The following is a 13417-nucleotide window of genomic DNA, read 5'->3' on the forward strand; positions in this document are numbered from 1 at the left end:
AGAAACAGCAATGACATTGACAGGAAGAGTCGCCCTGGTCACCGGTGCCGGCCGCGGCATCGGACGTGGCATCGCGCTGCGACTGGCCCGCGACGGCGCCGACGTCGCACTCGTCGACATCGAAGCCGACCCGCTGGCCGAGGTGGCCGCCGAGATATCCGAAATCGGCTCAAAATTCACCACTTTCGTGGCCGACGTCGGTAACCGGGATCAAGTGTTCGCTGCCGTCGACTACGTCGCGACCGAACTCGGCGGGCTCGACATCATGGTGAACAACGCCGGTGTCGCATTGGTCGGCCCGCTCGTCGACGTGACGCCCGAGGACCTCCAGCGGTTGTGGTCCATCAACGTCGACGGCGTGCTGTGGGGCATCCAGGCCGCCGTCGCGAAATTCAAAGAACTCGGGAACCAGGCGAACGGCAAAGTCAGCAAGATCATCAACGCCTCGTCGATCGCCGGGCACGACGGCTTCGCCATGCTCGGGCCGTACAGCGCCACCAAATTCGCCGTGCGCGCCTTGACCCAAGCCGCCGCCAAGGAGCATGCCGCCGACGGCATCAACGTCAACGCCTATTGTCCCGGCGTGGTGGGCACCGATATGTGGGTGGAGATCGACAAGCGGTTCGCCGAACTCACCGGCGCGCCGGTCGGCGAGACGTACGCGAAGTTCGTCGGCGGGATTGCTCTGGGCCGCGCTGAAACCCCGGACGACGTAGCGGGGTTCGTGTCGTATCTGGCCGGACCGGACGCCGACTACATGACCGGGCAGGCGGGTCTGATCGACGGCGGTCTGGTTTATCGCTGACATGCGGAGCACAATCGGCGATGATGCAGAGCCCGGCCGTGCCTGAACCAGCGGTAGCCGTTGGCGAGGACCCGCGCAGTTACGCGCGGTTGATGTCGGCTGTCTACGACGCGACCATGTCCGGCGGCCGCGCGCCCGCGCGGCCCCGCGACGTCATCGGCGAATCCTGGCAGCGGATGCTGGCCCGGGGCGTCAACCCCGACACCCACATCCCACCGGTCATCGAGGCGTCCGGGTTGGACGCACTGCGCAAGTCATCGGGCTTGCTCGCGGTGCTCGACGAGGTGTCCAGGGGGCTGGAATCCATTGTCGCCGAAGGGGACAACATCCTGGTGCTGGCCGACGCCCGGGGCCGCGTGTTATGGCGGTCGGGATCCGCGGCGGTGCTCGGCAAGGCCGACCGGCTCGGGTTCGTCGAGGGCGCCAACTGGGGCGAGGGTGCCGTCGGCACCAACGCCATCGGCACCGCGCTGGCGTCCAACCGCGCCGTGCAGGTGTTCTCCGCCGAGCATTTCCTGCGCAGCCATCACGCGTGGACCTGCGCCGGCGCACCCGTCCGCGACCCGCGCACCGGCCAGGTGATCGGCGTCGTCGACGTCTCCGGGCCGGCCTCGACGGTGCATCCCACCACCGTCGCGCTGGTCGATGCCGTCGCGCGACTCGCCGAATCCCACCTACGCGAGCAACATGACCGGACGCTGAACCGGCTGCGAATGGTCGCCGCGCCCATTCTCGCGCGGATCGGCAGTCCGGCGCTGGCCGTCGACGCCGACGGCTGGGTGGCCGCTGTCGATCAGATGCCGCTGCACAACCGGATTCTGCTGCCCGACGAGCTGGCCCCGGGCCGGGTCTGGATCCCTACGTTGGGCCGGTGCGAGGTCGAGATTCTGCCCGGCGGGTGGCTGGTCCGGCCATCGACCGCCGCGGCCGACGACGACGCGGCCGCCACCCGCGTGGTCCTGGACCTGCGTGGTGCGCCCGTCCTCGAGATGGCCGGCCAGTTCGGTGGGTGGCGCCATGACATCTCGCTGCGGCACGCCGAAATCCTGCTGGTGCTGGCGATACACCGGAACGGGAGGTCGGCGTCGGAGCTGGCCGAGGACCTCTACGGTGACCGGAGCCGGGTGGTCACGGTGCGAGCCGAGCTGTCGCGGATGCGAAAGCAGTTGGCGGGCTTGGTTCTTGGCAAGCCCTACCGGTTCGGCGACGATGCCGTCATCGATGTGCGCTACCCGGCCGACCGCTCGACACTGCTGGGCGCCTCGACCGCGCCGGCCATCCGGGCCCTGCGCGCGGTCGCCTGAACCGGCGGACCGACTAACCTGGCTGAATGCTGGATCTCACCGCCGACCCGATCGCTCTGACCGCCGCGCTGGTCGACATCCCCAGCGAATCCCGGCACGAACAGCTCATCGCCGACGAGATCGAGACCGCGCTGAAGGCGCAGGCCCCGCACTTCGAGGTGATCCGCAACGGCGACGCCGTGCTGGCGCGGACCAACCTGGGCCGGCCGTCGCGCGTGCTGTTGGCCGGGCACACCGACACCGTGCCCGCGGCGGACAACCTGCCGAGCCGGCTCGACGGCGACGAACTCTGGGGCTGCGGCACCTCCGACATGAAGGCCGGCGACGCGGTGTTCCTGCACCTCGCCGCCACCATTGCCGAGCCGACGCACGACATCACCCTCGTCATGTATGACTGCGAAGAGATCGAGTCCAGCGCCAACGGACTCGGCCGCATCGAACGTGAACTGCCCGACTGGCTCGAGGCCGACGTCGCGATCCTCGGCGAGCCCTCGGGCGGCCTCATCGAAGCCGGCTGCCAGGGCACGTTGCGCGTCATCATCCACACCACCGGCACCCGCGCGCATTCGGCACGATCGTGGCTGGGCGACAACGCGATTCACAAGCTCGGTGCCATCCTCGACCGGCTCACCGGCTACCGGGCCCGCCAGGTGGACATCGACGGCTGCGTCTACCGAGAAGGTCTTTCCGCGGTCCGGATCGACGGCGGTATCGCCGGCAACGTCATCCCCGACGCCGGCTCGGTCACCGTGAACTTCCGGTTCGCCCCGGACCGCAGTGTCGAGCAGGCGCTCACGCATGTGCACGAGGTGTTCGCCGGTCTCGATGTCCGCATCGAGCTCACCGACTCCGCAGCCGGTGCACTGCCGGGGCTGACGCAGCCTGCCGCGGCCGCACTGGTCGCGGCCGCCGGGGGACAGGTGCGGGCCAAGTATGGCTGGACCGACGTGGCACGCTTTGCCGCCCTGGGTATTCCGGCCGTCAACTACGGACCGGGCGACCCGAACCTCGCGCACAAGGTCGACGAACGGGTGTCGACGGCGGAGATCACCGTGGTCACCGACATACTGCGGCGGTACCTGACACGTTGAGTAGCGTCCGCGTCGACAGCTGGATTTTCGCGGTTCGGATCACCAAGACCCGGGCCCTGGCTGCCGCGGCCTGCCGGGCCGGACATGTCCGAGTCAACGGTGTGCCCGTCAAACCTGCGCAGTTGGTCAGCCCGGGCGACGAGGTCCGGGTCCGGATCGAGGGCCGCGAGCGCATCGTGGAGGTCATCCGGCCGATCGCCAAGCGCGTGGGTGCGGCCATCGTGCCGGAATGCCTGATCGATCGCAGCCCGCCGCCGCCCGCCAAAGAGACGATACCCGCGGTGCCTGTTCGTGATCGGGGAGCGGGCCGTCCCACCAAACGTGAACGGCGACAGCTGGATCAGCTGCGCGGTTACTGACCGGAGATAAATCAGTTGCGCACACGAGTACCGTGGGCTTTGCAACTGCTGTCAACCGAGGTGGGCCGAAACATGCTGGGAGAAGACATCTCCGGATAACCGGAGTACGCCCTGCCCCTGTCACTCTCGCGAGAGCTTTTGCATGTCTTCTATTACGTGTTCCCATTTGTCGTTTGCCTGGCCCGATGACACCGAGCTGTTCTCGGATTTGTCGTTCACCGTCGGTGCCGGTCGCACCGGACTGGTCGCCCCCAACGGTGCCGGTAAGAGCACCCTGCTGAAACTCATCGCCGGAGAGCTGCAGCCGACCGGAGGCCGCGTCACCATCGACGGCTCGCTCGGCTACCTGCCACAGACGCTGCCCTTCGTGACCGATCTGACCGTCGCCGAAATGCTCGGGGTGGCAACTATTTTGGCTGCCTTGACTGCGCTGGCGGACGGTGATGCCTCCGAGGCGGTGTTCGCCGCGATCGGCGACGACTGGGACATCGAGGAACGCAGCATCGCGCAGCTGGCGCGGCTCGGCCTCGACGTCCCCCTCGACCGGGTGCTCGGCACCCTGTCCGGCGGAGAGGTCGTCATCCTGGGGCTGGCCGCACAACTGCTTCGGCGGCCCGATGTGCTGCTGCTCGACGAGCCCACCAATAACCTGGATTCCGTTGCACGACAACGGCTGTACGATGAGCTGGACCGCTACTCGGGCGCCCTGCTGTTGATCAGCCACGACCGCGCACTGCTGGATCGCATGGACCGCATCGCGGAACTGCGCGACGGTGACATCCAGTTTTATGGCGGGAAATTCACGGCCTATCAGGACGCGGTGGCTGACGGGCAACGTGCCGCGGCAGACGAGATGCGCAACGCGGAGTCGCAGCTCAAACTCCAGAAACGGCAGATGCAGCAGGCCCGGGAACGCGCCGCACGTCGTGCCGGCACCGCCGCCCGCAACGTCAAAGACGCCGGCCTGCCGAAAATCATTGCCGGACAACTCAAACGCAACGCTCAAGAGTCAGCCGGCCGGGCCGACGAGGTCCATGCGCGTCGCGTCGATGACGCCCGGGCCCGCCTCGACGCCGCGGAACGCGCGGTGCGGGACGACGATGTCATCGCGCTCGACCTGCCGAACACGGAAGTGCCCGCAGGCCGGACCGTCCTGAGTGCGACCGGGCTGAACATCCAGCGCGGTGGCCGGATGTTGTTCGCCGGCAACGGCAACGGCAACGGGGCCGGGGCCGGGGCCGGGATCGACCTCGATATCCGCGGCCCCGAACGCATCGCCCTGACCGGTCGCAACGGCGCGGGAAAGTCCACGTTGCTTCGGATGATCAACGGCGACCTCCAGCCCGATGCCGGCACTCTGACCCGCGGCGGCGGCCGCATCGCCTATCTGTCGCAGCGCCTCGACCTGCTGGATGAACAGCGCAGTGTCCTGGAGAACCTGATGACCTGGGCGCCGACCCTGGGTGTCACGCGTAGGCGACACCTGCTGGCGCAGTTCCTGTTCCAGGACAACAGAATTGATCTGCCCGTATCGGTTCTGTCCGGTGGGGAGCGGCTGCGCGCGACGCTGGCCTGCGTGCTGTACGCCGAACCGGCGCCGCACCTGCTGCTGCTCGACGAACCGACCAACAACCTGGATCTGGTCAGCGTCGCGCAACTGGAGGCCGCGCTGAACGCCTACCGAGGTGCCTTCATCGTCGTCAGCCACGACGAGCGGTTCCTCGCCGCCATCGGCATCGAGCGGTGGATGACGCTGCCCGGGTGTGCCTCCGAGCGCAGTTGACCGTGCATCACTGCTGGGTGGCACTCGACGTTGTCTGCGCCCACGCACAGTCAACGCCACTCTGCGGCACCACCTCGTTGACCGTGCGTCCCAGCCGATCGCCACTCGACATTTGTCTGTCGCAGTGCACACTCAATCCCAGGCTGCGATTGACTGTGCATCGCAGCTGATCGCTACTCGGCACTTGTCTGCGCCCACGCACACTCAACGCGAGGCTCAGCCTAAATGTCTTGCGGCCGGGTCTGGGCCGGCCGGCGCGGCGGGGGAGCGGCGCCGGCCGTCGGCCCGGCTTCGTTCACATCGGACCCGCCGGGCTGTCGGTGTTCAACCGACAAAATCCGGTTGTCGTCCTCGCCCTTTTCGTGGCGCTCCGGATCCCGACGGTCTTGACGGTCCCGGTCTTGATCGTCGGCGTCGGACTTGCCGTGTTCGCCAACGGAGTCCACCCCGCTGGGATCATCCAGCCCGCCGAGCCCGGCACCGGCCGCATGCCCAGCGCCGACACCTTCGATGCCACCCAGGCCACTGGCTATCCCGCTGAGCACCCCGGTGAGGCCTTGCGCCAACTGGCCGGGAATCTGGCCCAACGTCTGCGCGACACCCTGCGCGATCTGCCCGGCCTGCTGGCCCACCTGACCGAGCGTCTGCGCCACGTCGCCACCGCCGGCGGCCGGGCTGCCCGGCACCGCCGCGCCGAGACCGCCCGGCGTGCCGGCGCTGACACCACCGCCGCCGCCGCCGGGAATGCCCTCGGCCGCCGAGGACAGGCCCCGCGCGCCCTGCTCGTCACCGGCCCGGTAGGACTCCGCGGCGCGGTGCAACTGCTCGGACATCTGCTGGCCGGCCGCTCCCGTCGACTGCAGAATGTTGTCCCGGCGCGCCATGACGCCGCCCAGCGCCGAATTCATCCCGAAAGCGATCAGCCCGTGCGTCTTCGCGGGGCCAACGGACTCCCCGAGACCACCGCTGTTCTGGAGCTCACCGAGCCCTGCTGCGACCGCGTCGTGCACGCGGGCCATGCCCAGTACACCCTCGGTATTGACGTGTAGCCGATCGCCCATGACCTGACCCCTCGATGTCCCGTTGCGGTCAATCCTATGGCGGTGTCGGCGACCTGCCCTGCGGCAAATGGTCAGGCCCGATCGGCGACGACCTCCGCCGCCACCACTCGGGCCTGCCGGCCGAAGGCACAGTCGAGGTCGATGCGGTCGAAACAACCCGCGGCCCGGACGTCGCCCAGGACCGCCGCGTCGTGCAGGGCCCGCAGCGCCACGGCCGACTGCCCGCCCCGCTCGGCAGCACGGAACGCCTCGCGGGCGGCGGCGATAGCGCCGTGCCGGTCCCGCCGCGCCGCGGTGGTCCAGGCGCGAGCCAGCGCCAGTTCGGGCGCGAACAACATCGACTTCAGCCCGTGCCGGGCCTCGGCGCGCGAAAGTGCCCGGCCCGCCTCAGCGGTCGCACCGCGCTGGCCGAGGGCCCGTGCCAACAACATCCAGGCCAGCGGGCCCCACGAATATCCGGTGGGCGACAGTACCTTTGCGGCGTCCTGCAGCAATTCGATGGCCGCGTCGAGCTCACCGCGCGCGATCAGCACATCGGCCAGTAGCACCTCGCCGATGGCTCGCCCAGGCTGTTGGGACTGAGTGAAGTCGATGAGTTCTCGAGCCAGCTGCTGAGCCTTGTCCGGCTCGCCCGCCAACAGCAGGGCCGTCGTTTGGCCGAGGCCACTCGTGAACCGCAGCAGCCCCGGTTGCCCGGCGGCCAGGGCGCGGTCGGCGAAGGCGTCCACCTCGGTCAACCGGCCCGTGCGAGCGCAACTCAGCGCTGCTGCCGATGCCGCCCAGCCGACCGCGGTATCGCTGGGGTCCGCACTGGCCAACACCGAGTCAGCCAGTTGCATGGCTTTCGCGAGGTTGCCCGCATTCATCGCGAACGTCGCGGACAAGGCGTCCAGCGTGACCTGCGCGGCCCTCGTCTGCACCCGGCCACGGACGGTGCGCAGGAAGGCGGTCGCGCGTTCGGGCTGCGACAGCATCCAGAACTGGTTGGCCGCGCGGGGTAGTGCCCACGCCATCAGTTCCGGCTCGGACAGCACCGCCGCGTCGACCTCGGCCAGTACAGCATCGGCATCCAGCCCGCGGCCCTGCCAGGCCAGCGCGTAGCTCATTGTCACGCGGGCAGCCAGGCCGCCTGCCGGCAGCGCTGCCCGGCCAAGTCGCTCCGCCAACTCCAGATCGCCCAGGCGCAGCGCATCGCCGGCGGCGGCAGCCAACTCGGCCCCGGGCTGTTCGTCGGCGGCATCAAGTGCACGCACCGCGCGCCGCAGCCGGGCGACGACGCCGTCATCGTCCAGAGGCGGCAGCGCCGGCTCCGGAGCCGCGGGCACGGCGGCAGCATCCGGTTCCTCGGCCGCCACCGGAACCACCAGCCGATCGCGCACCAGAGCCGAAATGCCCTCGGGCAGGAAATGATCGGCTGCCGCGGTCACGATGACCCGCGCCGCGCCGGACACCGCGAGCTGATACACCAGCGACGCGGAGAGCCGGTCCAGCAGATGCCCGTCGTCGACAACCAGCAGCAGTCCAGTCCCGAGCGCGTCCCGCGCCGCTTGCAGGACCTGTACCGTGCGTCCCGTCTCGGGCACCGTGAACAACCGCTCGAACGCGGCGAATGGCACAGCAGAGTCGGCCGCGGTGCCGTTGATCCACGCTGCGCGCTCGAACCCCGGTGTCAGCTCGTCGTACGCGGCCCGCGCCGCGGTGGTCTTGCCGGACCCACGGGCACCGGTCAGCAGCGCACCACACCGGGTTTCGACGCCCGCTTTCAGCTGGCTGAGCACCACCGTCCGATCCTATGGCTGCGCGCCGGGCCGCACCGCTCGATTAGCGTTGTGCTGTGCTGGCCGACAACAACAATGCGGAAAATGCCTACGCCGTCTGCGTCTACTGCGCCGCCGGTCCTCGCCATCCTGAGTTGCTGACCCTCGCCGGCGACGTCGGCCGGGCCATCGCGGCGAAAGGCTGGACCCTGGTGTCCGGCGGCGGCAACGTCTCGGCGATGGGCGCCGTCGCCGACGGTGCCCGGGAGAACGGCGGCCGCACCGTCGGCGTCATCCCGAAGAAACTGGTGCACCGTGAACTCGCCGATGTGAACGCGAGCGAACTGATCGTTACCGACACCATGCGCGAGCGGAAGCAGATCATGGAGGACCGGTCCGACGCGTTCATCGCGCTGCCCGGTGGCATTGGCACCCTGGAGGAGTTCTTCGAGGCCTGGACAGCCGGCTACCTCAACATGCACGACAAGCCGCTGGTCATGCTCGATCCGCACGGCCACTACGACGGGTTGCTGACCTGGTTGCACACCCTGGTCGACACCGGATACGTGCAGCAGGCCGCGCTCGACCGGCTGGTGGTCGCGAAGGACATCGACGAAGCCATAGCTGCTTGTGCACCGGGTCACACCGCTCATTAGGCTCACCACGCATGAGTGACGAGACATCACGCACCGGCGTCGGCCTGCTTGAAATTGCCAAGCAACTGCCCGGTTTCCTCTCCGACGCCCCGGTGATCCTTCGGGGTCTGATCACCGGCTTCGGTGCCAGCCCGACGGCGAAGACGTCCATCGGCAAGGTGTTCCAGGAACGCGCCGAGGCCAACAAGGACAAGGTCTTCATCAAGTTCGACGACCACCACATCACCTACGGCCAGGCCAACGCGACGGTGAACCGCTACGCGTCGGTGCTCGCGGCCAAGGGCGTCGGCCCGGGTTCGGTCGTCGGCATCATGCTGCGCAATTCGCCGGACGCCGTGCTGCTGATGCTGGCGACGGTCAAGTGCGGCGCCGTCGCCGGGATGATCAACTACAACCAGCGCGGCAATGTCCTTGCGCACAGCCTGGGTTTGCTGGGCGCCAAGGTCCTGGTCGCCGAGTCGGACTTCCTCGAGCCCGTCACCGAGTGCGGCGCCGACCCTGAGCTGACCAAGGGCCTCATCTCGGTCGAGGACCTGCGTGAGCTCGCCATCGGCCAGTCGACCGCCAACCCGGTGGGCACCAGCCAGATCCTGGCCAAGGAGAAGGCGTTCTACATCTTCACCTCGGGCACCACCGGCATGCCCAAGGCCAGCGTCATGACGCACTACCGCTGGCTGCGCGCGCTCGGCGGGTTCGGCGGGTTGGGGCTGCGCCTGAACAGCAGCGACACCCTGTATTGCTGCCTGCCGCTCTACCACAACAACGCCCTGACGGTCGCGACGTCGTCGGCCCTCAACGCCGGCGCCGCGCTGGCGCTGGGCAGGTCGTTCTCCGCCTCGCGCTTCTGGGACGAGGTCATCCGGTACGAGGCGACCGCGTTCATCTACATCGGCGAGATTTGCGGCTACCTGCTGAACCAGCCGCCCAAGCCGACGGACCAGGCGCACCAGGTGCGCGTCATCGCCGGCAACGGGCTGCGCCCCGCGATCTGGGACGAGTTCACCTCCCGCTTCGGCATCAAGCGCGTGTGTGAGTTCTACGCCGCCAGCGAGGGCAACACCGGCTTCGTCAACGTGTTCAACATCGACAAGACGACCGGCATCTGCCCGTCGCCCGTCGTCTACGTCGAGTACGACCTGGAGACCGGCGAGCCGGCCCGCGGCCCCGACGGCCGGCTGCGCAAGGTCAAGCGTGGCGAGCCGGGCCTGCTGCTCAGCAAGGTCAACGGCCTGCAACCGTTCGACGGCTACACCGACAAGTCGGCCAGCGAGAAGAAGCTGGTGCGCAACGCGTTCAAGGACGGCGACGTCTGGTTCAACACCGGTGACCTGATGCGGTCGCAGGGCTTCGCGCACGCCGCGTTCGCCGACCGTCTCGGCGACACCTTCCGGTGGAAGGGCGAGAACGTCGCCACCACCGAGGTCGAGGCCGCGCTCGGCGCCGACGACCAGGTCGAGGAATGCACCGTCTACGGGGTCGAGGTGCCGGGCTGCGGCGGCCGCGCCGGCATGGCCTCGGTGCAGTTGCGTGACGGTGCCGAGTTCGACGGCGCCGCACTGGCGAAGGCCGGTTTCGAGCACCTGCCCGCCTACGCGGTGCCGCTGTTCATCCGGATCGTGCCCGCGCTGGCGCACACCTCGACGTTCAAGAGCCAGAAGGTCGATCTGCGTAAGCAGGGCTACGGCGACGAGGTGACGGACCCGGTCTATGTGCTGGCCGGGCGTGACGAGGGCTACGTGCCCTTCTACCCCGACTACCCGGCCGAGGTGAAGGACGGCAAGAAGCCACGGTAGGCGTCTACGAGCTACCCGCACCCGCACAATCAGCAGGTTTGCGGCAGCCGGATAGCCTGGGAGCCGTGCAGTCCTCTCCACGGGGCCAGTTCCTGGGTCGCCAGGTGGCCGGCGATCGCGCGCTGATCATGGCGATCGTGAACCGCACCCCGGATTCGTTCTATGACCGGGGGGCGACCTTCAGCGACGGCGCTGCCCAGAAGGCAGCGCGCCGGGCCATCGAAGACGGCGCCGACGTCATCGACATCGGCGGCGTCAAGGCCGGGCCGGGCAGCACCGTCGACGCCGACGAGGAGATCGCGCGCGTGGTGCCGTTCATCGAATGGCTCCGGGGCGAATATCCCGACCAACTGATCAGCGTCGACACCTGGCGCGCCAGTGTGGCCAAGCAGGCCTGCGCGGCCGGAGCCGACCTGATCAACGACACCTGGGCCGGCGCCGATCCCGGGCTACCGGAGGTGGCCGCCGAATTCGGTGCGGGGCTGGTCTGCTCGCACACCGGCGGAGCGGTGCCGCGCACTCGGCCCTTCCGCGTCAACTACGGCGTCACCGAGCGGGGCGTGGTCGACGACGTCATCGCCGAGGTGACGTCAGCTGCGCAGCATGCCGTCGATGTCGGCGTTGCGAAGGACGCGATCTTGATCGACCCGACGCACGATTTCGGCAAGAACACTTACCACGGTCTTAGTTTGTTGCGCCACGTGAAAGATCTTGTAAATACCGGATGGCCAGTGCTGATGGCCCTCAGTAACAAGGATTTTGTGGGGGAGACTCTAGGTGTCGAACTGACCGAGCGCCTGGAGGGGACGCTGGCCGCGACGGCACTCGCCGCCGCTGACGGCGCCGCCATGTTCCGGGTGCACGAGGTGGGCCCCACCCGACGCGTGCTGGAAATGGTCGCGTCGATCCAGGGCGGGCGTCCACCGAGCCGAACAGTGAGGGGACTCGCGTGACCCTAATGCCCGAAATGACCGCCGAATCGATCGCCCGCCATGCGTGGCTGGCCGAACGGAGCTGGAGTCGGCCCACCTGGACCATCGCCGAACTCGAGGCCGCCAAGGCCGGCCGGACCATCTCGGTGGTGCTGCCCGCGCTGAATGAGGAAGAGACCGTCGCCGACGTCATCGACAGCATCAGCCCACTGTTGGGTGGCCTGGTCGACGAGCTGGTGGTCCTCGACTCCGGTTCGACCGATGAGACCGAGCTGCGTGCCATCGAGGCCGGGGCGCGGGTCGTCAGCCGCGAACAAGCGCTGCCCGAGGTGCCGGTGCAGCCCGGCAAGGGCGAGGCGCTGTGGCGCTCGCTGGCAGCCACCACCGGTGACATCATCGTGTTCGTCGACTCCGATCTGCTCGACCCCGACCCGATGTTCGTGCCCAAGCTGCTCGGTCCGCTGCTGCTCGCCGACGGTGTGCACCTGGTCAAGGGTTTCTATCGGCGTCCGCTCAAGGTGGGCGGCGCTGAAGACGCCAACGGCGGCGGTCGCGTCACCGAGCTCGTGGCCCGCCCGCTATTGGCTTCGCTGCGGCCCGAGCTCACGTGCCTGCTGCAGCCTCTGGGCGGCGAATACGCCGGCACGCGGGAGCTGCTGACATCGGTGGGCTTCGCGCCGGGCTACGGCGTCGAGATCGGCCTGCTGATCGATACCTACGACAAGCTGGGTCTCGATGCCATCGCGCAAGTCAATCTCGGGGTGCGCACGCATCGCAACCGGCCGCTGACAGAGCTGGCCGCGATGAGCCGCCAGGTGATCGCCACGCTGCTGTCGCGCTGCGGCATCAGCGATTCGGGCGTCGGACTGACCCAGTTCTTCGCCGACGGTGAAAACTACACGCCGCGGACGTCGACGGTGTCGCTCATCGACCGTCCCGCCATGAACACCCTGCGCTGATCCCACTTGTCAGGGTGATCCGGCAGGATCATCGGTGTGACGCTGATTCTGATCTACCTCGTGGTGCTGATCCTGGTCGCGGTGGTGCTGTTCGCCTTGGGCACGGTCCTGTTCGGCCGCGGTGAGCAACTGCCGCCACTGGCCCGGGGCACCACGGCCACCGTGCTGCCCGCCTCCGGCGTCACCGGTGCTGACGTCGACGCCGTCAAGTTCACGCAGACCCTGCGCGGTTACAAGACCAGCGAGGTCGACTGGGTGCTGGACCGGCTGGCACAGGAACTGGACTCGCTGCGCGGCGAGTTGACGACGTTGCGGGCGCAAACCGCGGACTCCGAGCAGTGACCGCGCCCGACGGCAAGATCCGGTGCGGCTGGGTCGTCATCGGCGAGTCCGCCGACGCCACGCAGTACCGCGACTATCACGACACCGAATGGGGTCGCCCGTTGCGTGGCACGCAGGCCCTGTTCGAGCGTGTGTCGTTGGAGGCGTTCCAGAGCGGCCTGTCTTGGCTGACCATCCTGCGCAAGCGGGAGAACTTCCGGGCCGCGTTTCACGGGTTCGACGTCGCGAAGGTGGCCGGCTTCGGAGAGAAGGACATCGACCGGCTATTGGCCGATCCGGGCGTCGTCCGCAACCGCGCCAAGATCGAGGCGACCATCGCCAACGCCCGTGTGATCGACGGTGGTCTGGACCTCGACGAGCTGCTGTGGTCGTTCGCACCCCCACCGCGGCCCCGCCCGGCCGACCTGGCGCAGGTCCCGGCGACCACGCCGGAATCGGTGGCCATGGCGAAGGAGCTGAAGCGCCGGGGATTTCGGTTCGTCGGCCCGACCACGGCGTATGCGTTGATGCAGGCCACCGGGATGGTCGACGACCACGTGGAGTCGTGTTGGGTGCCCCCGCACAGCTGATCAAAG

Annotated in this window: 13 protein-coding genes; 11 read left to right on the plus strand and 2 right to left on the minus strand. The window is 68.5% G+C overall.

The genetic code is table 11. The annotated features are described in order from the left end of the window. Nucleotides 1-10 precede the first annotated feature (10 nt). The 5 genes from ACX12F_RS05700 to ACX12F_RS05720 all read left to right on the plus strand — a co-directional run bounded on the left by ACX12F_RS05700 (nt 11) and on the right by ACX12F_RS05720 (nt 5342). Entirely contained in the window at nt 11-805 is a 795-nt protein-coding gene (locus ACX12F_RS05700; protein WP_459368667.1) for an acetoin reductase, read from the plus strand. Nucleotides 806-828: 23 nt separating this feature from the next. After that, nucleotides 829-2109: a GAF domain-containing protein gene (locus tag ACX12F_RS05705; protein WP_459368668.1), complete on the plus strand. Its 1281-nt coding sequence runs from the start codon at nt 829-831 to the stop codon at nt 2107-2109. Between the two features lie 26 nt (nt 2110-2135). Continuing rightward, nucleotides 2136-3200, plus strand: coding sequence for a succinyl-diaminopimelate desuccinylase (dapE, locus tag ACX12F_RS05710; protein WP_459368669.1), 1065 nt, complete (start codon nt 2136-2138; stop codon nt 3198-3200). Further along, a complete protein-coding gene (locus ACX12F_RS05715; protein WP_459368670.1) occupies nt 3197-3559 on the plus strand; it encodes an RNA-binding S4 domain-containing protein in 363 nt (120 codons plus the stop codon). Before dapE ends, ACX12F_RS05715 begins: the two co-directional genes overlap by 4 nt. A gap of 142 nt (nt 3560-3701) precedes the next feature. Continuing rightward, a complete protein-coding gene (locus ACX12F_RS05720) occupies nt 3702-5342 on the plus strand; it encodes an ABC-F family ATP-binding cassette domain-containing protein (RefSeq protein ID WP_459368671.1) in 1641 nt (546 codons plus the stop codon). A gap of 221 nt (nt 5343-5563) precedes the next feature. On the opposite strand, the gene ACX12F_RS05725 is transcribed toward ACX12F_RS05720, so the two are convergent. Together ACX12F_RS05725 and ACX12F_RS05730 are read right to left on the minus strand one after the other, a co-directional pair. Then, nucleotides 5564-6403, minus strand: a complete 840-nt coding sequence (locus tag ACX12F_RS05725) for a type VII secretion target (protein WP_459368672.1) — start codon at nt 6401-6403, stop codon at nt 5564-5566. 71 nt (nt 6404-6474) lie between these two features. Next, complete coding sequence (locus tag ACX12F_RS05730; protein ID WP_459370247.1) at nt 6475-8136, minus strand: tetratricopeptide repeat protein; 1662 nt, start codon at nt 8134-8136, stop codon at nt 6475-6477. A 104-nt stretch (nt 8137-8240) separates the two neighbouring features. On the opposite strand from ACX12F_RS05730, the gene ACX12F_RS05735 reads away from it, so the two are divergent. The 6 genes from ACX12F_RS05735 to ACX12F_RS05760 all read left to right on the plus strand — a co-directional run bounded on the left by ACX12F_RS05735 (nt 8241) and on the right by ACX12F_RS05760 (nt 13411). Then, the gene (locus ACX12F_RS05735; protein WP_459370248.1) at nt 8241-8816 is read left to right on the plus strand and encodes a cytokinin riboside 5'-monophosphate phosphoribohydrolase; all 576 of its coding nucleotides are present in this window, start codon (nt 8241-8243) and stop codon (nt 8814-8816) included. Between the two features lie 11 nt (nt 8817-8827). Further along, nucleotides 8828-10609: a long-chain-acyl-CoA synthetase FadD6 gene (gene fadD6 / locus ACX12F_RS05740; protein ID WP_459368673.1), complete on the plus strand. Its 1782-nt coding sequence runs from the start codon at nt 8828-8830 to the stop codon at nt 10607-10609. Nucleotides 10610-10737: 128 nt separating this feature from the next. Further along, complete coding sequence (gene folP / locus ACX12F_RS05745) at nt 10738-11562, plus strand: dihydropteroate synthase (RefSeq protein ID WP_459370249.1); 825 nt, start codon at nt 10738-10740, stop codon at nt 11560-11562. A gap of 14 nt (nt 11563-11576) precedes the next feature. Then, complete coding sequence (locus ACX12F_RS05750) at nt 11577-12500, plus strand: glucosyl-3-phosphoglycerate synthase (RefSeq protein WP_459368674.1); 924 nt, start codon at nt 11577-11579, stop codon at nt 12498-12500. Nucleotides 12501-12536: 36 nt separating this feature from the next. Continuing rightward, a complete protein-coding gene (locus ACX12F_RS05755; protein WP_459368675.1) occupies nt 12537-12842 on the plus strand; it encodes a DivIVA domain-containing protein in 306 nt (101 codons plus the stop codon). Beyond that, nucleotides 12839-13411, plus strand: a complete 573-nt coding sequence (locus ACX12F_RS05760; RefSeq protein WP_459368676.1) for a DNA-3-methyladenine glycosylase I — start codon at nt 12839-12841, stop codon at nt 13409-13411. The genes ACX12F_RS05755 and ACX12F_RS05760 overlap by 4 nt, the downstream gene beginning before the upstream one ends. Nucleotides 13412-13417 lie beyond the last annotated feature (6 nt).

The organism is Mycolicibacterium sp. HS_4_1 (assembly GCF_054515875.1).